At 65.9% G+C, this 24,422-nt stretch carries 17 protein-coding genes; 12 read left to right on the top strand and 5 right to left on the bottom strand.

What is annotated here, in order from left to right:
- The first annotated feature begins 153 nt into the window (after positions 1-153).
- The 3 genes from GGR40_RS09605 to GGR40_RS09595 all read left to right on the top strand — a co-directional run bounded on the left by GGR40_RS09605 (position 154) and on the right by GGR40_RS09595 (position 5,587).
- Positions 154-1,314 (top strand): GGDEF domain-containing protein, encoded by a 1,161-nt coding sequence (locus GGR40_RS09605; protein WP_429276015.1) that lies wholly within the window; start codon positions 154-156, stop codon positions 1,312-1,314.
- A 138-nt stretch (positions 1,315-1,452) separates the two neighbouring features.
- Entirely contained in the window at positions 1,453-5,097 is a 3,645-nt protein-coding gene (locus tag GGR40_RS09600) for a PAS domain S-box protein (RefSeq protein WP_429276014.1), read from the top strand.
- Between the two features lie 106 nt (positions 5,098-5,203).
- Positions 5,204-5,587, top strand: a complete 384-nt coding sequence (locus GGR40_RS09595) for a response regulator (protein ID WP_429276013.1) — start codon at positions 5,204-5,206, stop codon at positions 5,585-5,587.
- 11 nt (positions 5,588-5,598) lie between these two features.
- On the opposite strand, the gene GGR40_RS09590 is transcribed toward GGR40_RS09595, so the two are convergent.
- Entirely contained in the window at positions 5,599-6,381 is a 783-nt protein-coding gene (locus tag GGR40_RS09590; RefSeq protein ID WP_429276012.1) for an energy transducer TonB, read from the bottom strand.
- Positions 6,382-6,705: 324 nt separating this feature from the next.
- Here GGR40_RS09590 and GGR40_RS09585 point away from each other — a divergent pair, with 324 nt between their 5' ends.
- From GGR40_RS09585 to GGR40_RS09555, 7 genes are all read left to right on the top strand, one after another.
- Positions 6,706-7,284 carry a PepSY-associated TM helix domain-containing protein gene (locus tag GGR40_RS09585; RefSeq protein WP_429276247.1) on the top strand — a complete coding sequence of 193 codons (579 nt, stop codon included), beginning with the start codon at positions 6,706-6,708 and terminating at the stop codon, positions 7,282-7,284.
- A 14-nt stretch (positions 7,285-7,298) separates the two neighbouring features.
- The gene (locus tag GGR40_RS09580; RefSeq protein WP_429276011.1) at positions 7,299-7,799 is read left to right on the top strand and encodes a DUF2271 domain-containing protein; all 501 of its coding nucleotides are present in this window, start codon (positions 7,299-7,301) and stop codon (positions 7,797-7,799) included.
- A gap of 39 nt (positions 7,800-7,838) precedes the next feature.
- Positions 7,839-8,741: a DUF4198 domain-containing protein gene (locus GGR40_RS09575; RefSeq protein ID WP_429276010.1), complete on the top strand. Its 903-nt coding sequence runs from the start codon at positions 7,839-7,841 to the stop codon at positions 8,739-8,741.
- Positions 8,742-8,755: 14 nt separating this feature from the next.
- Positions 8,756-9,727: an FAD:protein FMN transferase gene (locus GGR40_RS09570; RefSeq protein ID WP_429276009.1), complete on the top strand. Its 972-nt coding sequence runs from the start codon at positions 8,756-8,758 to the stop codon at positions 9,725-9,727.
- A 121-nt stretch (positions 9,728-9,848) separates the two neighbouring features.
- A complete protein-coding gene (locus GGR40_RS09565; RefSeq protein ID WP_429276008.1) occupies positions 9,849-12,218 on the top strand; it encodes a TonB-dependent receptor in 2,370 nt (789 codons plus the stop codon).
- A 102-nt stretch (positions 12,219-12,320) separates the two neighbouring features.
- Positions 12,321-13,001, top strand: coding sequence for a Fe2+-dependent dioxygenase (locus GGR40_RS09560; RefSeq protein ID WP_429276007.1), 681 nt, complete (start codon positions 12,321-12,323; stop codon positions 12,999-13,001).
- Positions 12,986-14,095 carry an alpha-hydroxy acid oxidase gene (locus GGR40_RS09555; protein ID WP_429276006.1) on the top strand — a complete coding sequence of 370 codons (1,110 nt, stop codon included), beginning with the start codon at positions 12,986-12,988 and terminating at the stop codon, positions 14,093-14,095. The genes GGR40_RS09560 and GGR40_RS09555 overlap by 16 nt, the downstream gene beginning before the upstream one ends.
- A 56-nt stretch (positions 14,096-14,151) precedes the next feature.
- Here GGR40_RS09555 and GGR40_RS09550 read toward each other — a convergent pair whose 3' ends face one another.
- The 3 genes from GGR40_RS09550 to GGR40_RS09540 all read right to left on the bottom strand — a co-directional run bounded on the left by GGR40_RS09550 (position 14,152) and on the right by GGR40_RS09540 (position 20,348).
- The gene (locus tag GGR40_RS09550; RefSeq protein WP_429276005.1) at positions 14,152-15,771 is read right to left on the bottom strand and encodes a family 43 glycosylhydrolase; all 1,620 of its coding nucleotides are present in this window, start codon (positions 15,769-15,771) and stop codon (positions 14,152-14,154) included.
- A 72-nt stretch (positions 15,772-15,843) separates the two neighbouring features.
- Entirely contained in the window at positions 15,844-16,485 is a 642-nt protein-coding gene (locus tag GGR40_RS09545) for a LamG domain-containing protein (RefSeq protein WP_429276004.1), read from the bottom strand.
- On the bottom strand, positions 16,485-20,348 hold the full coding sequence (locus GGR40_RS09540) for a LamG-like jellyroll fold domain-containing protein (RefSeq protein WP_429276003.1): 3,864 nt from the start codon (positions 20,346-20,348) through the stop codon (positions 16,485-16,487). Before GGR40_RS09540 ends, GGR40_RS09545 begins: the two co-directional genes overlap by 1 nt.
- Before the next feature lie 271 nt (positions 20,349-20,619).
- Between GGR40_RS09540 and GGR40_RS09535 the strand changes: the two genes are divergently transcribed.
- Both GGR40_RS09535 and GGR40_RS09530 read left to right on the top strand, forming a co-directional pair.
- Entirely contained in the window at positions 20,620-21,774 is a 1,155-nt protein-coding gene (locus GGR40_RS09535) for a glycerophosphodiester phosphodiesterase family protein (RefSeq protein WP_429276002.1), read from the top strand.
- Positions 21,775-21,863: 89 nt separating this feature from the next.
- Complete coding sequence (locus GGR40_RS09530; RefSeq protein ID WP_429276001.1) at positions 21,864-22,781, top strand: LysR family transcriptional regulator; 918 nt, start codon at positions 21,864-21,866, stop codon at positions 22,779-22,781.
- Between the two features lie 4 nt (positions 22,782-22,785).
- Here the strand turns inward: GGR40_RS09530 and GGR40_RS09525 are convergent, their stop codons facing one another.
- Positions 22,786-24,345: a carbon-nitrogen hydrolase family protein gene (locus GGR40_RS09525; protein WP_429276000.1), complete on the bottom strand. Its 1,560-nt coding sequence runs from the start codon at positions 24,343-24,345 to the stop codon at positions 22,786-22,788.
- Between the last annotated feature and the right edge of the window lie 77 nt (positions 24,346-24,422).

Genomic DNA, 24,422 nt, shown 5'->3' with positions numbered 1-24,422 from the left:
GCCTTCGCACGCGATGGTTGCAAGCCCATGGCGATCGAACAGCCTGTCATGCCGATTGCGGGCGGTTCCAATGCACCATTTGTTTAGGAGATTCGCGTAGACGCGGACCAGCGAAGGGGTTCTTGCTGTTCTATGTCGGTGGATTCACAAACGATGCTGTTGCTGTCGAACGCGATCGCGTTCGTGGCGGCCGCGTTTCTGCTGATAGAATGGCGGTCCCTGCGCGAGGATTTCCTGTGCAGTTTCGCCTTGGGATTCCTGTCGATCGTGATCGGCTGTACGCTGGCGCCGCTGCGCATGCAGGGCGATTTCGTCATCGGCGTGTGGCTGTCCAACTCCATGGTGCCGCTGGCGCACATGCTGTTCCTGCATGGCACTGCGGCATTTGTAGGACGGCGGCTGAGCCTGCCCTGGGTGCTTTCGCCGCTGGTCTGTTCGTTGCTGATGGCGATGCCGCTGCCGCTGCCGGGCGATCGCGACCAGATCATGTCGTTCCTCAATGCGGCCTGCGTCGCGCTGCTTTCGCTTCGCGCGGCGATGCTGCTGTACGAAGCGCGGCACGAGGCCTCGTCCGAAACGCGGATGCTGCTGTCCACCTTCATCGCGCATGGATCGTTCTACACGATCAAGGCGCTGTGCGCGTTCGCGCCCGGTGCCTTCATCGACCTGTCGAGCTATTCCGGCGCGATCATCCCGCTTTCTTTGTTCGAGGGCATTCTGGTGGAAGTGGCGCTGGCCATGTCCATCGCCGGTGCCCTGCGCCGCCGCCGCGAGGACCGGGCGAACCGCATTGCCGAAAGCGACCCGCTGACCGGCCTGCTCAACCGTCGCGGCTTCGAGGCGCGCACCGCCGCCGCATTGCCGGGCGGCGGCACGCTGCTGCTGATCGACGTCGACAACTTCAAGACCATCAACGATGGCTTCGGCCACCAGGAGGGCGACCGCCTGCTGGTGACGCTGGCCGATTTCCTGCGCACCGACCTGCCTGCCGGTGCCATCGCCGCGCGCCTTGGCGGGGATGAGTTCGCCGTCCTGCTGCCGTCCATTGGCAGCACGCGAGGGCTTTGTGTGGCGGAAACGCTGTGCACCGGGTTCGCTGCCCGGCGGGGCGCGGATAGAAGTGGCACCCTCAGCATCGGTTGTGCCGCCTTTGCGCCCCAAACGCGCGACCTGTTCATGGCAGAGAGCCTTGCCGACCGCGCGCTCTATGATGCCAAGCGCGCGGGCCGCAACCGCGCCCGCCTTGCGGTGCAGCCGTGGGAAAATCAGGATCCGGCCAGATTGTCCGTGGTGCCACGCGCCGCTGCGGGCTGATCCTGAAAGGGAAACCTTCAACTAAAGAGATTGACGCGGAACCGTTCGGCGCGCGATGCGTTTGGCGGGTTGGTCGGCGTAGCTGCGAGCCGACCCGGCTGGCGGGTGGCCAGCGGGTATAGGGAAACCGGTCGGAACATGACGCGCAGTGACGGTGGCAGTGACGGGTTCATGGGACTCGCAGGAGAACTGTCGCGCCGGATCGCCACGTTCGACTGGGCCGCCACTCCCATCGGGCCGATCTCCGACTGGCCTGTCAGCCTGCGTCATACCGTGGCGATGATGCTGCCTTCGCCGGTCCCTATCGTGCTCCTGTGGGGGCCCGAAGGCGTGATGATCTACAACGACGCCTATGCCGAGTTCGCGGGAGGCCGCAACAGCCACCTGCTCGGCTCCAACGTGCTCGACGGGTGGGAGGAAGTCGCCGAATTCAACGCCAACGTGATGAAAGTGGGCCTTGCCGGCGGCACCTTGAGCTACCGCGACTACATGCTCACGCTGTGGCGTAACGGGCAGCCCGAACAGGTCTGGCTGAACCTTGATTATTCCCCGGTGCCCGGAGACGACGGAACGCCCGCAGGCGTTATCGCCTTCGTCGTCGAGATCACGGATGCCTACAAAGACCGGCAGGCGCTGCAGGATCGCGAAGCCCGGCTGCGGTTCCTTGACGAATTGGCCAGCGCGCTGGCCGATTCCCGCCGCGCGGAAGAAATTCTTTCCATCACCACACGGATGACGGCGCAGCATCTGGGACTGTCGAACTGCGCCTATGCCGACATGGACCCCGATCAGGATGGTTTCACCATCCGCGGCAATTGGCATGCACCGGACGCTCCGTCGATCGTCGGGCATTATCGGCTGGCGGATTTCGGGAAGCTGGCGGTGCAGGAACTTACCGCCGGGCGCCCGCTGATCATCAACGACAATGCCACCGAAATAGCCCCGGAAGAGGCCAGGACGTTTCAGGACATCGGCATCGCCGCCACGATCTGCATGCCGCTGATCAAGGAAGGCCGCCTGACCGCGCTCATGGCCATCCACGACAGCGTCCCGCACCATTGGACGGGCTACGAACTCAGCCTGATCCGCGAGGTTACCGAGCGATCCTGGGCCCATGTCCAGCGCGTCGGTGCAGAGGGATTGCTGCGCGAGAGGGAGGACTACAACCGCCAGATCCTGGACGGCGCCAGCGACTACGGCATCGTCGCTGCGGACCTTGAAGGCCGCATCACCCTCTGGAATTCAGGCGCTGCGGCCATGCTGGGCTGGGACGAGGAGGAGATGCTAGGCCGCCCCATCGACGTCTTCTTCACGCCTGAAGACCGCGCCGCCGGCCGCCCCGCCGCCAAGCGCCGCGAGGCTTTGGAAACCGGCCACGCCCACGATGCCCGCTGGCACCTGCGCAAGGACGGAGAGCGGTTCTGGGGCCTGAGCGAAATGACGCCGCTGCGCGATGCGGGCGGCAGTGCCATCGGCCTCGTCAAGATGATGCGCGACCGCACGTTCGAGCATGAAGCGCAGGAAGCGCTCAGGCTGAGCGCAGAACAGCTCAGCCGGGCGCAAGTGGTGGGCGGCGTGGGCCTGTTCTCTGTCGACATTGCCCGCAACACCGTTTCAGGCACTGACGAGTTCTGCCGCATCTTCGGCGTGGCGCAGGGCGGAGCCATGGACCCGGGACTGTTCGAACAGTTGGTGATCCCCGAAGATCGGCACTTGTCATCCACCCGTTTGCGCCGCGATGCGGGCGAGACGGCGCTCGACGTCGAATATCGCATCAACCGTGCCGACACCGGCGAGGAACGTATCGTCTCGCGCAAGTCCAGCTTCGAGTTCGACGCCGCAGGCAACGCGATCCGCATGATCGGTGCCGTCCTCGACGTGACCGACCGCACCCGCACCAAGCAGGCCTTGGAAAAGAGCGAGGCACAGTTCAGCGCGCTGGCGCAGAACATGCCCACGCAAGTCTGGACCGCGCGCGCGGACGGTGCCTTCGACTGGCTGAACGACCGCGCCTATGCCTATTCCGGAGAGCCGCGCGGCGCGCTGGAAGGAGACGGGTGGACGCGCGTGGTCCATCCGGACGACCGCGACAGTGCCGTGGCCAAGTGGTCCGAAGCGCTGGCGACCGGGCAGACCTTCGAAGCCGAGATGCGCCTGCGCGACGGGCATGGTAGCTATTGCTGGCATCTGGCGCGGGCTCTGCCGCTTACCGGCACGCAGGGGGCGATCACGGCCTGGGTCGGCACCCTGACAGAGATCGAGGCGCAGAAGCAGGCCGAAGCCGCCTATGCCCAGGACCGCGACCGCCTGTGGACGATCAGCCGCGACCTGATGCTGGTCTGTGATTTCCAGGGCACGATCACCGCCGTAAACCCTTCCGCCGAGCGGCTGCTGGGCTGGCACGAGGGCGAGATGCTGGGCCGCCGCATCGCCTCCTTCGTCCATCCCGACGATCTGGCCGCAACCGCCGCCGAAGTTGCCAAGCTGGCGGGTGGGCGCCGTACCATCGCCTTCGAGAACCGTTATCGCACGCGCGACGGCGACTATCGTCTGATCGCCTGGACCGCCGTGCCGGACGAGCGGCGCATCCACGCCATTGGCCGCGACATCACCGACCAGCGCGCGGTCGAGGATGCCCTGCGGCAAAGCCAGAAGATGGAAGCGGTCGGCCAGCTTACAGGCGGCATCGCCCATGATTTCAACAACCTGCTGCAGGGGATCACCGGCAGCCTTGAAGTGATGCACAACCGGCTGGCGCAAGGCCGGACCCAGGATCTCGACCGCTGGCTGACCGGCGCGCGGACTTCCGCCGAACGGGCAGCGGCGCTGACGCACCGGCTGCTGGCGTTTTCGCGCCGCCAGCCGCTGGACCCGCGTCCGGTGCGCGCCAACCCGCTGATCGCCTCGATGGAGGACATGCTGCGGCGCACGCTGGGCGAACATATCGAACTGGAGTTCGTGCTGGCCGGTGGAATGTGGCTGACGCGGTGCGATGCCAACCAGCTCGAAAGCGCGATCCTCAACCTCGTCATCAACGCGCGCGATGCGATGCCCGGCGGCGGCAAGCTGACGATCGAGACCTGCAACGCCCACCTCGACAGCCGTTATGCCGCGCGTGAGCGTGACGTGAAGCCGGGCCAGTACGTGTGCATCGCGATCACCGACACAGGGGTTGGCATGGATCGCGAAACGGCGGCGCGCGCGTTCGAGCCGTTCTTCACCACCAAGCCGATCGGCCAGGGGACCGGCCTTGGCCTGTCGATGATCTACGGTTTCGCGCGCCAATCCGAAGGCTATGCCCGCATCTATTCCGAGGAAGGCGTCGGCACTACGCTCAAGCTCTACCTGCCCCGTCACCATGGAGAGGACGATGCCGCCGAGGATGCGCAGCACGCCCTTGCCGCTCCCCCCGCGCGCCACGGCGAAGTGGTGCTGGTGGTGGAGGACGAACCGGTCGTGCGCGGCCTGATCCTGGAGGCGCTGGACGAACTGGGCTATGCCGCAATCGAGGCAAGCGATGGGCCATCCGGCCTTGCCATCCTGCAGTCGGACCGCCGCATAGACCTGCTGGTGACCGACATCGGCCTGCCCGGCCTCAACGGTCGCCAGGTCGCCGATGGAGGGCGCGCGTGCCGCCCAGGGCTGAAAGTCCTGTTCATGACCGGCTATGCGGAGAATGCCGCACTTGCCGCCGGCTTCCTTGAGCCTGGCATGGCGATGATAACCAAGCCCTTCGCCATGGACCTTCTCGCCGGGCGTATCCGCGAGATCATCGAAGGCTGATGCCGCCGTCCGCCTGCTTCCGGCGCTTGCCCAACGCGCATGCCGGTGCCAATAGCGTGTGCCATGCAATGCGCCGCAATGCGTGTATTTTCCCCGAGGATCGCCAATGCCTGATGTGACGACGCAGTTCGAAGGCATGCGAGTGCTGGTTGCAGAGGACGAATTCCTCGTCTCAATGCTGCTCGAAGAAATGCTGATCGACCTGGGCTGCGAAGTGGTCGGCCCCTTTGCAACGCTTGACGGCGCACTGGAAGGCGTCCGTACCGGAGAGTTCGACGTCGCGGTGGTCGATCTGAATCTGGCCGGTCAGAAGGCCGATCCGGTCATTGCCGAACTGAAGGCACGTTCCGTTCCTGTCGCCATAGCGAGCGGCGGGTTCGAGCCTGTGCCGGGACAGCAGCCCACGGTACGGCTCGACAAGCCCTACAGCGCCGCCCAGCTGGAACAGGCTATGGCAAGCCTGCAGGCGGCGCTGCAGAACGGCGCCTGAGGGCGGCGGCGTTACGCCTTGCCGGTCAGCACGAACGGGATCGTCACATAGCCGCGCACGGCCATGGCCGTGCCGTTGCTCATCGTGGGTTGCCAGCGCCAATGGCGGACGGCACGCAGGGCGGCGCCATCCAGACGGGCGCTGCCGCTGCTTGACGCGACCTGGATGTCCTTCACCAGTCCGTCGGTGCCCACCAGCAACAGCAGCTTTACAACGCCCTGCTCGTGCGCGCGGCGCGCGTCGATCGGATAGGTCGGCGGCTTTGCTGAAATCACCTTGCTGGCAAGATCCCCGCCCTCCACCGGCGTTGCGGACGGCGGGGGAGCGACGACTGCCGGAGCAGTGACCTTGGTGCCCACGCTTACCATGGCTGGCGCTTCCGGCGGCGGCAGTGGTGCATCGATCATCACCTGCTGCGGTCCGGGGCCGGGCAACTCGATCATCGGCCTTGGCGCAACGGTGTGCGACACTGCGGCTTGCGGGGTCTCCAGCCTGGTGAATTCGGGCGGCGGGGGCGGTGTCACATCAAGATCGCGCAGCTCCACGGCGGTAAGGCGCGCGCGCTGCTTGTGGGCGGACACGATGTTGAGCGTGGCCAGGCATGCGCCCATGCCCAGGATCATCGCCACGGAAGCGAGCATGGCAGCGGGGTTGGCGCGCGCGGGGCTATAGACGGCGCGTTCCGCCGTTCCGCTCACGTCGGAAGCCCCGCCGTTCGCACGCGGACCGCCATCGTGAACCAGGTACGCGTCGCGCGCTTCTTCTCGCGGGGAAGACCGCATTTCGTCCGGCATCAGCACGGCAACTGTCGCCAATTGTGTTCTCCGCCCAGCCTCTATTGCGAGGCATTTGCATATACACTAAGCAGCTGGTCGTCCAGAGGGAGCGGCGTGCCGAAACGCCTGCTGCGGCAGGTTTCGGCACGATTGCTCCTGTTTCTTGAAATTTTGGGGTGCGACTCGTTGGAAGCTGCCGACATCATAGACCGACCCGATGGCGCTTCCCGCGATCTTGCCCGGAAGGCAGGCGCCGATTCGGAATCCAACCCGCAGCCCCGCGCGCGGCCCGCGCCGAAGAAAAAGAAGAACAAGAAGGCCCGTGCCTTCTGGCTCAAGCAGCTGCACACCTGGCACTGGGTCAGCGCCGCAGTCTCGCTCGTCGGAATGCTGCTTTTCGCCGCGACCGGCATCACGCTGAACCATGCCGCCTCCATCGGCGCCGAACCTGCCGTCACCCGTAGCCAGGGCAAAGTGCCCGTCGCTCTGCTGGCCAGACTGCCGGCGGCGAGCGACCGCACCGATCCCCTGCCCGCCGATGTCGCATCGGCAGTGGCCGGCGCCGTTCCGCTCGACCCGTCCAGCCACGCGGCGGACTGGTCGGCTGAGGACGAAGTCTATGTCGCCATGCCTGGCCCCGGCCGCGATGCCTGGGTCAGCATAGACCGCGCCACGGGCGAAGTGCAGGCGGAAGTCACCGACCGGGGCTGGATCTCCTACCTCAACGACCTGCACAAGGGCCGCAACACCGGCGGCGCATGGAGCTGGTTCATCGATCTGTTCGCCGTGGCCTGCCTGGTCTTCACCATCACCGGCCTGTTCCTTCTTCAGCTGCACGCAAAGCACCGGCCGATGACCTGGCCGATGGTGGGCCTCAGCCTGCTGATCCCGCTGCTGCTCGCTCTCCTTTTCATCCACTGACAAGAAAGCCCGCGATGACACGATCCAAGATCATCCCCGCGCTGCCGCTGCTGGCCGCCAGCACTGCCGTCACTCTGAGCGCAACGCCCGCCCTTGCCGCGTCCGTCACGGTCACCGTGCCGCAGGTCAAGGTGGCCGAATACCACCGGCCCTATGTCGCAGGCTGGGTGGAGCCGGCGGCGGGCGGCGACGCGCGCACCCTGTTCGTGTGGTACGACTTCAAGAAGCGCGGCGCGGAGCCGGGCACCAAGTGGCTGGCGGACCTGCGCACCTGGTGGCGCAAGGGCGGCCGTTCGCTCAAGCTGCCCGCTGACGGCCTCAGCGGCGCGACGCGGGCACCCGGCAGCTACACCGTCGCAATCCCGGCCAATCTGCCCAGGGGCGATTACGTCCTCAAGGTGGAAGCCGCGCGCGAAACGGGCGGACGCGAACTGGTGTCCGTCCCCTTCACCGTTGGCGGCAAGGGCGGATCGGCCTCGGGCAGGACCGAACTGGGCACCGTCACCGTCAAGTAACTTCTTACGCCACCTTCTTAATCATACAGGGGAACATCAATGCGCTTCCGCTCCATCCTGACCGCCGCCGTGGCATCCAGCATGCTGGCAACGCCTGCGCTTGCGCACCGCATGTGGCTGCTGCCGTCGACCAGCAACGTCGCCAGCACCAACGAATACATCACCGTGGACGCGGCGGTGTCGAACGACCTGTTCTACCCCGACCACGTCGCGCTGGACCCGGCGCAAGTCACCGTCTGGGCGCCCGACGGCACCGAAGGCAAGGTGGAGAACGCCGCAAAGGGCCGCCATCGCGGCACCTTCGACGTCGCGCTGAACAAGGCCGGGACGTGGAAGGTCGGCATGGAACGCACGGGCCTGCAGGGCACCTTCAAGGTCGATGGAGAGGAATGGCGCGTGGGCGGGCGCGGTCGTCCGATGGGGCCGGGCGCCGGTGCTCCGGGCGGCAAGGCTCCATCGGGTGGACCTGCTCCTGCAGCAGGAGGCGCACCCCGTCCGCCGATGCGGATGGTGGCCACGGTCGCCGATATTCCGGCCAACGCCACTGATGTGAAGCTGACCGAATCGGTCACGCGCAACTTCGTCTATCTGACCGCCGGCGAACCTTCCAAGGTGGCGCTGACGGGCAAGGGGCTTGAGTTCGATCCGATCACGCATCCCGACGAACTCGTTTCGGACGAGGAAGGCCAGTTCCGCTTCCTGATCGACGGCAAGCCCGCTGCAGGCGTCAAGGTCACCGTAGTCCCCGGTGGCAAGAAGTACCGCGCGGCCGAAGATGCCCAGGAACTGACCACGGGTGCGGACGGCGTGCTCAAGGTCAGGTGGCCGGTCGCCGGCTGGTACTGGCTGAGCGCCGGCGCCCAGGACGCCAAGCCGTCCGATGCGAAGGCTTCAGGCCGCCGCATGACCTTCACCACCACGGTGGAAGTCGTCGCGCCCTGATCCTTCCACATACCATGCGCCTTGCCGTTCCACTCGAGATCGACGCCGCCTGCTTCGCCACCTGGCGGCAGGGCTTGCCCGTAATCGAGCTGGGCGGCCAGACGATGGGCACTAGCTGGCGCGTCCGTCTGGGCGCGCCGCCGGGATTCGACCGGGCTGCGGTTCAGCGCGCCATCGAAGCCCGCCTGGAAGACATTCTCGCCCAGATGAGTCACTGGCGCGCGGATTCGCTTCTCGGGCGCTTCAATCGCGCGCCGGGCGGGGAATGGTTCACCCTCCCCCCCGATTTCGCGCAAGTCATGGAAGCCGCGCTTGACGTGGCAGAGCGATCGGCGGGGGCGTTCGACCCCGCTGCGGGTGCGCTCGTCGACATCTGGGGGCACGGACCGGTGCCTGCCACAGCCCCCCCGACAAGCGCGCAGATCGTGCAGGCACGCACCGCATCGGGATTCGTCAGGCTTGCCTATGACGCCAACACCGCGCGTTTGTGCCAGCCCGGCGGGGTGAGGCTGGACCTGTCGGGCATCGCAAAAGGCTTTGCGGTCGATGCGGTGGCGGCCCTGCTTGCCGAGCGAGGCTCCGAGCACGCGCTGGTCGAGATCGGCGGCGAACTGGCCGGACGCGGCCTGAAGCCGGACGGCGAACCATGGTGGGTGGATCTGGAAACACCCGACGCGACCGCCGCTCCATTTCGCATCGCATTGCACCAGCTGGCCGTTGCAACGTCAGGCGACTATGTGCGCGGGCTGCACACGATCGATCCCCGCAGCGGCCTGCCGGTAGAGCACGCGATGGCGGTCAGCGTGGTGCATACGTCGGCAATGCTCGCGGACGCATGGGCCACTGCGCTGAGCGTGCTTCCTCCGATTGCAATGCAGGCCGCCGCCTTACGCGAAAACCTGAAAGTACGCGCTCTCACGCGGCTGGATGGCAAAGTGGAGGAATGGATCAGCCCTGCGCTGGCATCCATGACCGCCGCCGATTGACCCTGGAACTGTCTATCCAGCATCAAATGTGAAATTCGCATGCAACATTTGTAGATTGTCACTTGATAATGCGACTTATTCTCAATATCAGCCGCGTCGTCACGCTTCATGAGGGGAAGATATGTCAATCAAGTCACAAAAGTCGGCTGCCCGCCGCACGTTCCTGGCGCTGTCCTGCATCGCGCCGGCCTTCGCGCCCATGGCCGCCACCAACGCGCTGGCCCAGCAGGCTGACGAAGAGCGCAGCCTCGGCGGCGTGACCGTCAGCGACAGCGCCATCGTCGAGGAACCCGGTCGCAGGCTTGAATCGCCCAAGCGCACCCGCCCCGTCCGCGATACGCCGCAGACGATCACCGTCCTCACCAACGAAGTGATCGAGCAGCAGAACCTGCTGACGCTGCGCGATGTTCTTTCGACCGTGCCGGGCGTCACTTTCGGCGCGGGCGAAGGCGGCACCGGCCCCGGCGACAACATCACCTTCCGCGGTTACAGCGCCAGCAACGACATCACCATCGACGGCGTGCGCGACAGCGCGCAGATCACCAGAACCGATCCGTTCAACCTTGAGCAGATCGAGATTACCAACGGTGCGAACTCGGTGATTTCCGGCGCCGGTTCGGTGGGCGGCAACATCAACATCATCACCAAGCGCCCGAAGGCCGACGACGCCTACGTCGCGACGGCCGGGATCGGCACGGACGAATATTACCGCGCCACCGCCGACGTGAACAAGCGCGTCAGCGACCTCGTCGCCGTTCGCCTGAATGCCATGTGGCACCGCAACGACGTGCCGGGCCGCGATGTCGACAACTACAAGCGCTGGGGCGTCGCACCGTCGATCACCGTGGGCATCGACAGCCCCACCCGCCTGACGCTGCAGTATGTCCATCAGGAGGACGACAACATCCCGCAGTACGGCGTGCCGTACTACTCGGGTCTCCTTCAGGGTGTGCATCGCAGCGATTACTTCGGCTATCGCAACTTCGACCGCCAGAAGATCAACATCGACCAGCTGACCGGCATCTTCGAGCATGACATCAGCGACACCGTGTCGATCCGCAACCTCGCCCGCTGGCAGGATTCGCGCCAGCTCACCCGCGTCAGCCCGCCGCAGGGCACCTACTGCCTCAGCACCGGCCTGACGCCCACCGGCGCCGCCTGCCCCGCGACCGTTCCGGCAGGCTACTATCTGGCGGGCGGACCGCGCGGCAACACCCGCGACATCCGCAACCAGCTGATGTTCGACCAGCTCGACATCAAGGCGGTGTTCAACACCGGCGCGATCGAGCACACGGTGACGATCGGCGGCGCGGCCACCTGGGAAAAGTACGACCTCTACACCGGCAACTCGCTGCGCAACGCCGATGGCTCGGTGGTCTACAGCACATACCCGCTCATCAACATCGACAACCCGAACGAGGTCATCACCGGCGCCGCAGGCCGGGTCTACGGCAGCAACGTATACGTCGGCCCGGTGAACTTCATCCCCGGATCGCACCAGGCGGGCGAGCAGACCAACATCGCCGGCTATATCTTCGATACGATGAAGCTGGGCAAGATCGAGCTGAGCGGCGGGGCGCGGCTTGAGCGCAACACCGGCTCGTTCAACACGCACACGCTGTGCGCGACCGCCGGCGGCTGCACCGTCACGGGTGTCCGCTATGGTCTGGGCGAGCAGACCACCTTCGCACGATCGACGATCGCCAACACGCTGTTCTCGTACCGTGTGGGTCTGAACTACAAGCCGGTCGAGGCAGTCAGCCTCTATGTCGCATACGGCAATTCGCGGACGCCATCGAAGAACTCGGTCAACGGCGCCTGCGTCACGTCGGCGCCCGGCGTCGTCGGTGGCACCTGCAGCATCGATCCGGAATCGGCGCGCAACTACGAAGTGGGCGGCAAGGCCGAACTGTTCGACGGCGGCCTGCTGCTGACCGCCGCCGCCTTCCGCAACGAGCGCAACAAGTACGCGGTCGCCTCGGCCAATCCCGCCGTGGAGCCGGACCAGCAGCTTGACGGCAAGTCGCGTGTGGATGGCATCGCCCTGGGCGCCACCGGCAAGATCACGCCGGACTGGTCGATCACGGCGAACTACACCTACCTGAAGGGCAAGGTCATCCGCTCTATCGACCGGGATTCGACCGCGATCGACTATGCCGCCGGTTCGCAGCTGACCCAGACGCCGAAGCATTCGGGCAGCCTGTTCACCACCTACCGCCTGCCGTTCGGCCTGACGATCGGGTATGGTGCCACTTATCAGGGCAAGTTCGCGTTCAACACGCCGAGCGCCACGGTGCCGACCGTCCTCTATTCCAAGGACTACATCGTTCACAATGGCTTCCTGTCGTATGACTTCTCGCCCAATTTCTCGGCGCAACTCAACGTCAAGAACATCGGCGACAAGCTCTACTTCCAGCGCATCCGCAACAACGGCTGGGCCACTCCGGGCGATGCCCGCTCGGCGGTCCTGACGCTGACCGCGAAGATGTAAGGGACGCTGCGACCCGGCGGATGCCCAACCGAGTGCATCCGCCGGGTCGCCACCTGCTGCAAATCATTGTCAGTCGCGCATCATTGCGCGCATAGAGACCGCATGGTCATCGAAATCCCCGAACTGTTCGACGCTGCGGAAGTGGCCGAAATCCGCGCGGCGCTGGAAACCGCAGACTGGACGGATGGCCGTGCCACCGCCGGCCACCGCGCCGCGCGCGTCAAGGAGAACGAGCAACTGGCGCTCGATCATCCACTGGCGAAGCAGCTGGCCGACCGCGTGCTCGCGCGCCTGTCGCAATCGCCGCTGTTTATCGCCGCCGCCCTGCCTGCCAGAGTGCTCCAGCCGCGCTTTTCACGCTATGACGGGCGTGGACACTACGGCAACCACGTAGACAACGCGATCTTCCCGATACCCGGCACCGGGGAGCACCTGCGCTCCGACTTGTCAGGCACGCTGTTTCTCTCCGATCCCGCCGATTACGACGGCGGCGAACTGGTCATCGAGGACATGTTCGGCACTCACAGCGTGAAGCTGGCGGCGGGCAACCTGGTGGTCTATCCCGGCTCCAGCCTGCACCGGGTCATGCCGGTGACGCGCGGCGTGCGCTTCGTCTCGTTCTTCTGGACGCAGAGCTTCGTCGCCTCCGCCGAGAAGCGGCGGCTGATGTTCGAGTTGGACGGCGCGATCCAGCAGATCGCCACCGACCACCCCGATCACGCCTCGGTCGATACGCTGACGCAGGTCTACCACAACCTGCTGCGGCAATGGTCGGCGACGTGACCCACCTGCCCCCGCTTCCGGCCATCCCGCCAGACCTGCGCACGCTGGCCGACTACGAGCGTCGGGCCCAGGCGCACCTTACGCCCGAAGTCTGGCGGCACATCCAGGAAGGGTCCGGGGCAGAAATTACGCTCGCGGAAAACCGCACCGCCTTCGCGCGCATCGGCCTGCTGCCCCGCGCGCTGGCGGACCTTGACGGCAGCACCGAGATCGAACTGCTGGGGCGCCGCCATGCCGCGCCGCTGCTGCTGGCGCCGCTCGCCTACCAGCGGCTTGCCCATTGCGACGGCGAATTGGCCAGCGTTCGCGCGGCGACGGCGCTGGGCACCGGCTTCATCGCCAGCACCCTGTCGAGCGTGTCGCTGGAGGAGATCGCCGTCGCCGCCCAAAGCCTTGGCACCCCGCCGCCGCTGTGGTTCCAGCTTTATCTCCAGCCCGATCGCGAACACAGCCTGCAACTAGTGCGCCGAGCCGAAAGTGCCGGGTACGAGGCGATCGTGCTGACCGTAGACGCAGCGCTGAAGCCGGCCGGGATCGCGTTGCCGCCGGGCGTGGAGGCGGTGAACCTTGCCGGAATGCCGCGCCCCCGCCAGACGGCGGTGCCCGGCGGGCGGATCCTGCTGGGCACCCCGCTGGCCGCAGCAGCGCCCGGCTGGCACGATCTGGCATGGCTGCGGAAGACCACCACTCTGCCGATCCTTGTCAAAGGGCTGCTCCTGGGCGAGGACGCCGCCCGCGCAGTGGACGAAGGTGCCGACGCGCTGATCGTTTCCAACCATGGCGGGCGGGTTCTGGACGGTCTTCCCAGCCCGGTGGAACTGATCCAGAGTGTGGCGGAAGCGACGTCTGCCCGTGTGCCGCTGTTGCTGGACGGCGGCATCCGCACTGGCACCGATGTGGTCAAGGCGTTGGCGCTGGGAGCAAGCGCCGTGCTGCTGGGCCGCCCCGTGATGCATGCGCTGGCGGTGGCGGGAATGGCCGGCGTGGCGCATGCCATCCACCTGCTGCGCACCGAACTGGAAGCGGCCATGGCCCAACTCGGCTGCCCCCGCTGCGATCTGCTGACGGCGGAGCGGCTGGTACGGCTGGGATAACTTCGGAGGTAAACCCACCGTGCGAACGTGATCCGACACGGTGGGCTTTTGCCTCTCTACAATGCCCGGAACCGGAAGTTGCGGAACCGCGCTTCGCCTTTTCCGGCGGCGTAGAGGCCGGGGCGCAGCATCAGGAAGCCGCCGCGCACATTGTGGTGGTAGCCGGATACTTCCATTCCCCGGTCGAAACGCTTCCACGTCTTTCCGCCGTCGGCGCTGGTGTGGAAGGATACGATGTGGCGGTCGTTGCGCACGCGCATCAGCATGCGGCGGCCATGGGGATTGGCGGGGCGGCCCCGTTCGATGCCGTACTGGTGCGTCACGAACTTGTCCGCGTCGAAGCCCAGTCCGCAGTAGAGCTGCTGATCGTAAAACAGCAGCAGGCCCGCCGTGGTGCCCGGGTCGATCTCGATTTCGCACTGGAATTCGTAAGCCGGGTCGCCTGCGATCAGCAGCAAAGGAGAGGAATTGACCGGTGCGGTGCCGCTGGCGGTCAGGTGCAGGGTCCGGTCGGCCACGCGCGCGCGCTTCGCCTCATCGGGGGCGGGCTTGAAGAAGTTCCAGCGGCGGCCAATTTCCAGCGTGGAGAAATCGTCGGACAGTGGCATGCCATGCGGCCCGGCCTTGCTCCCACCCTTGGGCGCTGCCAGCGGGCGCGACAGGTCGCCGCCTTCCATGCGGAACCAGCCGTCCGCCGTCCACGTCACCGGGTCCAGCAGGGTCTGGCGGCCCAGCGTCCAGAAGTCCTTTTCGTAGCCGTGATAGACCGACCACCAGTCCCCGCCCGGCCCCTCGAACAGGGTGGCATGCCCGCGCGACCACCATGCTTCGGACAGGTCGGTGGTGCGCACTATGGGGTTGTGCGGGCAGTTTTCCCAAGGGCCATGGATGGACTTCGAGCGCGCTGCGATCACCATGTGTCCCGTCGGCGGCCCCGCCGTGCCGCCCACTGCGGTGACGAGGTAGAAGTATTCACCATGCCGCACGATCTTGGGGCCTTCAGGGGAGAACCCCTCGACGTCCCAGTCGTCCGGGTAATGCCAGGGGTCGTAGACGTGCTCCACCGTGCCGACGGTGGAAAGGCCGTCCTCCGCCAGCCGGATACGGTCGCCGCCGGACAGGAACAGCCAGCGCGAACCGTCCTCGCCCACTGCGTGGCCGGGGTCGATATGGTCCGGGAGGCCCAGGCTGACCGGCTCGCTCCACGGCCCTTCTGCCTTCTCCGCCCAGACTACGTACTGCGCGTTGGGGCTGGCCTTGACCGTGAAGTAGATGAAGAAACGCCCGCCATGCCAGCTGATGTCCGGCGCCCAGACTGAGCCCAGGTTCTTCGTCAGCGCGGCCGTGAGCGGGCGCCAGTTGACCAGATCGCGCGAGTGCCAGACCACCAGCCCCGGATAGGAATCGAAGGTCGAGAAGGTCATGTAATAGTCCTTCCCGTGCCTGACGATCGTCGGGTCCGGGTGGTCACCCGCCATCAGCGGGTTGAGATAGCGACTGTCGCCCAGATCGGCGATGCGCTGGTTGTCGAACCCGCGGCGGTACTGCGCCGGTGCGGCATCCTTGTGGGCCGGTGCCGTGCCCGGAACGGCGGCCTGCGCAGTGGCAGCCCCCGTGCTGGCAAACGACAGGACACCGATCCCTGCGACCATAGCCTCTCGACGGTCCAACTTCATGCCTCTCTCCACATCTTCTTTACGCTAGCGCTACCATTTATGTCACCGGTGTCAATGACGCAATATGGCCTATTATCGTGCGAGCCGGAACTTCGAGGGCGGCAGCGCGCGGTCGGTAAAGCGCGCCGCGCGCACCGCGCCGTGGAAGAAGTTGACGCGGTTGTAGCGCACCCCGACGGAGGCATTGCCCGGCCCCTGGGGGACGAAGCCCGACACCTGCGCCTCCCCTTCCAGCACGCCATTGACGTAGCTGCGATACGTCGTGCCGTCGAAGGTCTGAGCCACATGATACCAGCGGCCCACGGGGTGCAGCTTGCCGGGGTCGATCAGCACCTGCGAATAGCCCTTCCCCTTGATGAAGCTGTCGAGATACCAGGATTGCCCTACCACCCGGATTTCGAACAGCAGCCGCGTCTGGTTTGCCAGATCGTTGGAGGCAAGGTGCAGCCAGCGCTGTTCGAACGCGCCGCCGTCCGGGCGGAACACCGCCTCCACCGTAAATGCCTTTGCTCCGGCCAGCGGATGGCGCGGGAGGTAGAGGGCATCGTCCACCCCGTCGAACACCGTTGCGCCATCCTCGACAAGGGGCTGGCCGATGACTTGCGTGGGCAATCCGCCAACGCGATCGAGCCGGTCGAAGGTCCACGTCACCGAGCGCGCCTGCGCTGCTAAAGGCAGCGCCAGCAGCGCAACGATCGTGGCCAGCGCGCGCATCAGCGGCCCCCTCCGCCCAGCACCACAACGTCGTTGCGGCGCGTCACCTCAGGCTGGCCGGTGGAAACGCGCACATGTAGCACCTCGGGCGCGCCGGAAGGAACGGTGAGGGATACCGTCGCGGTCTTCGCCTCAAGGTCGGCGGCCGCGGGCAGCGGCGGGACGGCGGCAGTGGCAAGCACCCGTCCCTCCGCCGTTTCGAGCGTGACGGTGCCAGCCGGCGCAGCGACCGAACCCAGGCTGTGCACGGTGACGGACAGGCGGTTGCCCTTGCGCACCACATCGTCGGTGCCGATGCCTAGGTCAGGGCGGTGCTCGGGCTGGACGGGGGCCTTCTCCTTCAGGCGGAAGGTCATCTGCGTGGCGGTGCCGGGCGCGAAGGTAACGGGCAGCGATCCGCTGCGCTCCAGCACGACATCGCGCGTCACGCCGCCTTGCGTCATCTCCCATGTGCCCGCAACGACGTTCCATGTGCCCATGTCGGCGCGCTGTTCGACGGCGGTGGTGTTCCACGCTTCTACGGTAAAGCGCTCGGGCGTAGCGTCGCGCACAAGGATCGCCACCTTCACCGCGCTTTCAGGGTCAGCGAAGTTCCAGCTGACCGCGTTGCCGGGGTAGGTCTGGTTGCGTTTTAGGGCGATGCCGCCCAGCCGTTCACGCTGAAGGTGCTCGTTAGGCGCATCGACGCGGTCGGTCCACCAGTGGCCTTCCGTATACATATACATGTGCTGCGCCTTGTCGGAGATGCCGTGCGCGTTCAGCGCCTCCAGCCAGGCCTTGTCGCCGGTGGTGTTCCACGCTTCGAACCGGGCGAAGTCGTCCCCCCCGGCAGCCCTGCGCAGCATCGTGGCGCGCGCCGCTTCGCGCTTGCCGAGCACGGTCAACGCGTTCTCGTTGATCTCGGTCAGGGCGCCGAAGTTGTCCTTGCCCACACGGCCCAGGATCGGGCGCAGATACTTGTCGTCGCCGGTGAAGCGCCATGCCGCCCATGCCGACTGCATCGGCAGCGAAGCGCCGCCGCCATCGCCCGCGCGCTCGGTATCGTGGGGGAAGCTGATGTCGTTGGGGAACGTCCAGAGCCCGTCCGCTCCCTGTTTGCCGTGCGCCAGCAGGCCGTCGATCACGCCTGTCACCAGCCCGCGTGCCGTCGGGTCCGCATTGAACGTGCCCAGCAGCACGGGCGTATGCATGATGACGAAGCCATAGGGTTTCTGCCACGCCCAGGGTTCGTCGCTGTAGATCTTCTTACCGCCGTACCAGCTGGAGGAGATGTGCATGTGCCCCGCCGGATTGGTGCGGATCACCCGGCCCAGCGCCTTGACGGTGGCCATCATCCGCTCCACCGCCTTGGGCTCTCCCCAGTTCAGATAAAGCCGCTCGGCATCGGAATTGATGCCTTCCTCATAAACGTGAAGTTCGTCGGTGGTGATCGCGCTCAGCCCGTCGACGATCATGCCGTTCTTGTAGACCGCGTCCGAAAGCGCCCGCAGCGATACGTTGATCTTGTCCGGATCGACGCCCATCAGCGCCAGCCCCGGCCACTGTTGCGTCAGGTCGGTATCGTCCGATATGCCGCCGCCGAAATCGCCGTAAGGCACCTGCCGGTTGTCGATCCACCAGTTCACGAACTGGCGCGTCAGCTTGAGATCTTCCAGCTGGCGGAACGCCCAGAGCGGCATCGCCGGAGACTGGCCTGCCGGCGGCTCAGGCTGGACGAAGGGCGGCAGCTGGTCTTCGGAATAGCCGATATCCGCCCAGTAGCGGCGCGCCTCCAGATTGTCGGGATCGACGCGCAGCAGGTCGGTTATGTCGCCGTAGAGGCGGCGGTAGAGGCCCGCCCGCTTCGACGCCGTGTGTTCCTCAACCAGGAAGGCCCAGTTGTCCTTCACCTGATTGAAGCGGTCGGCGACATGTTCGGCCTTGGCCGCCGCGCGGTCCTTGAAGACCAGCCGCACGGTCATCCCGTCCAGCGACTTTGCCCCGAAGTCGGGCGCAGCTGAGGCTACGGTCAGGTACAGGCTGTCCGCGGTCAGGATGCGGTCACGCAGGTCAAGCCACAGGGTGTGGGCCTGTCCGGGCCGCACGGAGACCTGCACGTCGATCATGTCGCGATCGGGCCAGATCGGATCCTTCACCCGGATGTCGAGCGGGATCAGCCCCTTGGCGTCCGGCTTCGCGGCGATCGCGGGAAGGTCGATGGCAAGACCATCCAGCCCATCGTGCGCGTTCTCCCACCCATAGTTCCAAGCGCGTGCCAGCGGCCGGTCAGCAGGAGCATCGCCGAAGTTGGAGGGGATCAGGACATGGACCAGCGGCAGATCGTCCACGCTGCGCCGCGCGGTGCCCGAAGTGCCGGCACTGCCCGCGCCCACCGCAGCCTTCACCCCGCCCGTGGGAAGGGCCACCACCGTGGCGCGTTCGGACGCCGGGTAGCGCCCGGCGATGTGTGCGTTCAGCCGCTCCAGCGCGCCGAGATCGGATGCGGCGTCGGCGCGGACGGTATAGCTTAGCTGGAACGTGCCCTTCGGCACTTCGCCGGGATGAATGTCATAGGCCCAGATTTCCTGGATCGGCTGTTCCTGCATCACGTTGGTGAAGCGCAGGGTACCGCCGGTCTTCGTCGGCGTATCGTTGACGGAACGCACGATGCCCTGCGGCCGGTTCGCCACCTTGCGCCATGACGACTTGCCATCCGCCGACCATTCCAGCGCGCCATAGGCCGCCCCGCGGATTTCCACGCGGTTGAAGGCGACGTTCTGCGGAACGGTCAGTTCATAGGTCTTGCCGCCCTCCACGTAGACGTTCCAGTCTGGAAGCTCGAAATAGTCGTTGCGGCCCGGCAGGCGGGATCGGTTGTAGACGCCGGGCCAGGTCGTTTCGGCGATGCCGTCGACGCCCTTCCACATCCATTCCTTGAGATCCTTCGCGTCCGCGAACTCCACCTTGCGCACGACGGTGACGGGATCGGCAAGTACCGGCGGGCTCTGCGTGTCCCAGCCAAATCGGTGGAGCCAAGCAGCGCGCAGATCGGCCCGCGCATTCGACCCGCCTGCCGTGGTGGAGACTTGCTGCCGCGCCGCAAGCGAGGCCACTTGCGCGCTTTCCAGCATGTGGTCGTAGACGCGGATGTCGTCGAGGTCGGAGCCGCGCATGAAGTTGTAGCGGCTCTGCACCTGATGCGGGGCGATGACTCGGCCCGCCAGCCCGAACTGGTCCAGTGCCATGTCGAGGTCAGCCGCCTGCCGCTTCGCCGCCACTTCGCGCCCGTCCCAGAACAGCGTCACGCCCCGGCTCTCGTCCCAGGCGAAGGCGATGTGGTGCCAGGCGTCGGGGGACAGCGTTTCCGGCAGTTTCCAGCTGACGCGCACGCGCGAAAGGTTGGCATCGGTGACGAAGGCGTCGAAGCCGTGGCCGTTCCAGTCGATCCGCAGGAACGCCATGTCCCAGCTGGAATGGTCCCCGGCACTGGCGCGGAAGATCACGAAGGGCGCCTCACCCACCGGCGTGTGGCTGCGCCAGAAGAACGACAGCGTGCCGCGCTGGGCCAGCATGTTGCCGGGCGCCTGCCACGCCACGTAGCCGCCATCGCTCCAGCGCCCGGCCCCGCCAATGGCGCCGTCGCTGACGATGGACACGTCGCTGCGGAAGTTTGGCGTGGCCGCGCCGCCCGCCACCTCTGCATCGAACCCGCTGTCGAGCGCAGCGTGGAACAGCAGGCCACTATTCTGTGCCGAAGCCGCACCATCTTGCGCCAGCGCCGCGCCCGCGCCGCCCAGCCAGAGTGCCGTCGTCAGCCCGGCGATCGCCAGTGCAACCCGCGATGCCGCCAGTTTCGTCCCGATACGCTGGTGGGAGTGCCTCACGTCCATTCCTCTTCCCAGACGCGGGAGGATCATGCCTACCCGTCGCCTTGCAACCTGTTGATTACCTGTTCCCCACCTTTATGACACCGGTATCAATAGGATCAACCCTCATTCGCTGCGTGCAATCTTTGCAGTGATCGCAATTCAGGCGAAGGCCTGCCGATGCCACCGCAGGCGCCTCCATACTGTCATCAAGATTTCTTACCGGCGACGAGCAATTTTCTTTAGCGATCAACATATTGAAAGATGAGCCATGACCGAGGCTGCGAGCATGATGAATACGTCCCTTTCCCGCCGCGGCGTGATCCGCGCCGGAGGGATTTCGGCTGCCGCAGCAGGAGTGTCCGTTGCCACTGCCCCCCAGGCCGTGGCTGCGCCGGGCGGGCAAGCCGGGCTCAGGAAACCGCTCGTCATCGGTCATCGCGGCTGCTCTGCGCTACGGCCCGAACATACCCTCGCTTCCTACGCCAAGGCGATCCAGCAGGGTGCGGATTTCGTGGAGCCCGACCTCGTCTCGACGCGGGACGGCGCGCTCATCGCCCGGCATGAGAACAACATCGCCGACACCACGGACGTCGCCCACCACGCCGAGTTCGCAGATCGGCGCACCACCAAGGTGATCGACGGAGAAACCGTCACCGGATGGTTCACCGAAGACTTCACGCTGGCAGAGATCAAGACCCTGCGCGCCATCGAACGCCTTGGTGTGATGCGGCCCGAAAGCCGTGGCTACGACGGGCAGTTCCAGCTGCTCACGCTGGAGGAGATCGCCGATTTCGTCGCCGCCGAATCCGCCGCGCGCGGACGGACCATCGGCCTGATCCCCGAGATCAAGCACTCCACTTATTTCACAAAAATCGGCCTGCCGCAGGAGCAGCGCTTTCTGGATCGGGTGGCGAAGAGCCATTACCTGTCCACCGCCGCCGTCATCGTGCAGAGCTTCGAAGTGGCCAACCTCAAGTGGCTGCGGCCTCGCATCGGCGCTTACCCCAAGCTGCAGCTTCTGCAGTTGACCGAACCGACCGAGATGATCCCGCCCGACGTGGCGGCAGCGGGGGGAACGCTGACTTACAACCGGATGCACACCCCGGCAGGTCTTGCCGAGGTGAAGACCTACGCCGACTGGATTTCCCCCTCGATGCAGGGGATCATTCCGTTCGTCGATGCCGCCGGAAAGCCCGGTGCGCTGGGCAAGCCGACCACGCTGGTGCGCGATGCGCATGCGGCCGGACTGCTCGTCTCCACCTGGACGGTGCGGCCGGAAAACCGCTTTCTGCCGACCGACCTGCAGGGGCCGGGCGGCGAGAATGCGCGCCATGACCGGGGCTGCGTCGAACTGATTCGCCGTCTGGTGGCGACCGGCATCGACTCCTTCTTCACCGATGACCCGAGCCTTGGGCGCACGGCGGTGGATGGAACAACCTGATCGGAGAGCCAAACCCGTTTCAGGCAACACTTTGTAAGGATTGGCTCGTGGCGCAGTTGCAGGATTGTTGATATTGCGACTGCATCGCAATGTTACCACCACTGTCCCCCAACCTCCTGCTCGTCCTGGCCTTCCTCCTCAAGACCAAGAGCGTCAGCAGCACTGCGCTGGTGCTGGGTATCAGCCAGCCCAGCGTCAGCCGTTCGCTAGCCAAGCTGCGTAATGCGCTGAACGATCCGCTGCTGCTGCGTTCGGGCGCGGGCATGGTGCGGACCCGGCGCGGCGACGAACTGGTCGGCAAGCTGGCGGAATGGGTCGCCTCCACATCCGCGTTGCTGGTGGAGAACACCTTCGACCCCAAAGACGTGGAGCGCCGGTTCCGCGTCGCCTCCACCGATTTCGGTGTTCTTGCGGTGCTGCTGCCCGCTTTGCCTGCCTTGCGCAAAGCGGCGCCGGGCATCTCGATCGACATCCTGCCGCTCACTCACGCCGCGCACCGCGCACTGGCGCAGGGCGACATCGACCTTGCCGTTTCCGGGCTGGAGCACGACCCGTCGCAACTACACGGCTTGCACCTGTTCCGCGACCGGTTCGTCTGCGTCACCCGGCCCGATCATCCGCTGACGCAAGTGGAAGACCTGTCGCTCGAACGGTTCCTCGAACATGAGCACCTCAGCCTGACCGTCAGCGATGCGGAACTCGACCGGGTGACGCTCTACGGTGGCAGGAAGCGCCGGATCGCCGCCAGCGTGCCCTATTTCGGGCTGGCCCCCGACATGCTGCGGGCGGGCGACATGGTGATGGCCGTGCCTTCGCGCCTGATGGCTCACGGCGACAATGCCCAGGGTCTTGCCGTGCGCGCCGCGCCTGATGCGCTGGGCCACCTCGACTACTGGCTGTTGTGGCACGAACGCAGCCACCGCGACCCTGCCGCCGTCTGGCTGCGCGACCGCCTGTCCGAACATTGCCGAACTGCCGCTTCCGAACCGTTGGCGGAAGCGGCCTGATCCCTCAGTGCTGCGCCCACTCGACGCGGTAGAGGTCGAAGCGGCGGTCTTTGAGGTTCTGCACCGCGCCTGACTGGCGTGCCGTAAGCAGCGCATCCAGACTGAGGTCGGAAATTGCGATCGTCTCGGTGTTGGGCGCCGTATCCGCTGCCACGCCATCGCGCGCGAAGGGGAAGTCGGACGGCGTCAGGATCGCACTTTCGGCGTAGTGGACGTCCATGTTCTCGACATTGGGCAGGTTGCCCACGACGCCGGACGTAACGACGTAGCACTGGTTCTCCACCGCGCGGGCCTGCGCGCAATAACGAACCCGCAAATACCCGCGCCGCTCGTCGGTGCAGAACGGCACGAACAGCATCAGCGCGCCCTGGTTGACGAGGTGGCGGGCCAGTTCGGGAAACTCGCTGTCGTAGCAGATCATCACCCCGATCGGCCCGCAGTCGGTAGGGATGACGTTGGCGCCAAAACCGCCCTTGATGTTCCACCAGCGCCGTTCCGACGGGGTGGGATGCAGCTTCTGCGTTTCGTGCACGGCTCCGTCGCGCAGGAAGGTATAGGCGATGTTGCGAATTTCGCTCTTGCCGCCGCGCAGCTTCACGCGGGTGGGGTGCGATCCGCCGATGATGTTGACATTGTAGCTGACCGCCATGCGCTGCATGAACTCCACGAAGCGTTCGGTGTATTCGGCGATCTTCTCGATCGCCTCGACCGGCTGCAGCTTCGTCTCTTCGATGGAGAGCAGTTCAAGCGTGAACAGTTCGGGAAACGCCACGAAGTCGCTCTCGTAATCGGCGGCGACGTCGATCCAGTATTCCACCTGAGCCTCGAACTCGTCGATGGTGGAAATCTTGCGCATCTGGAACTGCACCGTCGCCACGCGCACGGTGGAAGGCACCCGCTCCTTCAGGCCGGGCACGGCCTTGCCGGTGTCGAGCGGCGCCAACGGGTTGGTCCAGTACATCAGGACCGCGTTGCCGCCGCTTTCGCGGTCGGTTGGGATGTAGTCGGGCAGGATGCCGCGCGGCTCGTAGCCCTCGTTCATCTGGAAGTTGATGACCTGATCGCGGATCTTCTTCTCGCGCACTGCCTGCACGTAGTCCGCCGGATCGGGGTAGGCGCGCTTGCGGCGGTAATACCCGGGCATCCGGCCGGCGAAGGCGATGCCCTTCAGCTCGAAATACTGGCACACCTCGCGCCGCTTGCGGTACAGGCGCTGGCCGATGCGCAGCCGGCGGTATTCCGGGTCCACGCAGACCTCGAACCCGTACAGCACGTCGCCCTCGGGCGCGGGCGGGCGGCCATAACCGCCATTGCTGATTTCTTCCCAGGTGTGCGGCTTGAACGCCAGATCCGAGGTGACAATCATCGTCGCGCAATGGCCGACGACCTTGCCTTCGTACTCGGCCACGAACTGGCCTTCGGGGAAGTTGATCACCTGCCCGCGGATTTCCGCCCGGGTGAAAGCGTCGGCCTTGCCATAGACCTTGACGGACAGGCGGGCGATCGCGGCAGCGTCGGCGACAGTCGCCTCGCGGATGATGAGCTTGGCTTTGGTCTGGTCCATGAGCCGCATACTACGCATTGCGGCGGGATTGGTTCCAGCGCGGATTCAATCGGCGCGGATTTGTTTTTCTGCCGGAA

The sequence above is a fragment of the Novosphingobium gossypii genome (genome assembly GCF_050433305.1).
GTDB lineage: Bacteria > Pseudomonadota > Alphaproteobacteria > Sphingomonadales > Sphingomonadaceae > Novosphingobium > Novosphingobium gossypii.
This window is presented reverse-complemented; position numbering and strand designations above follow the sequence as displayed.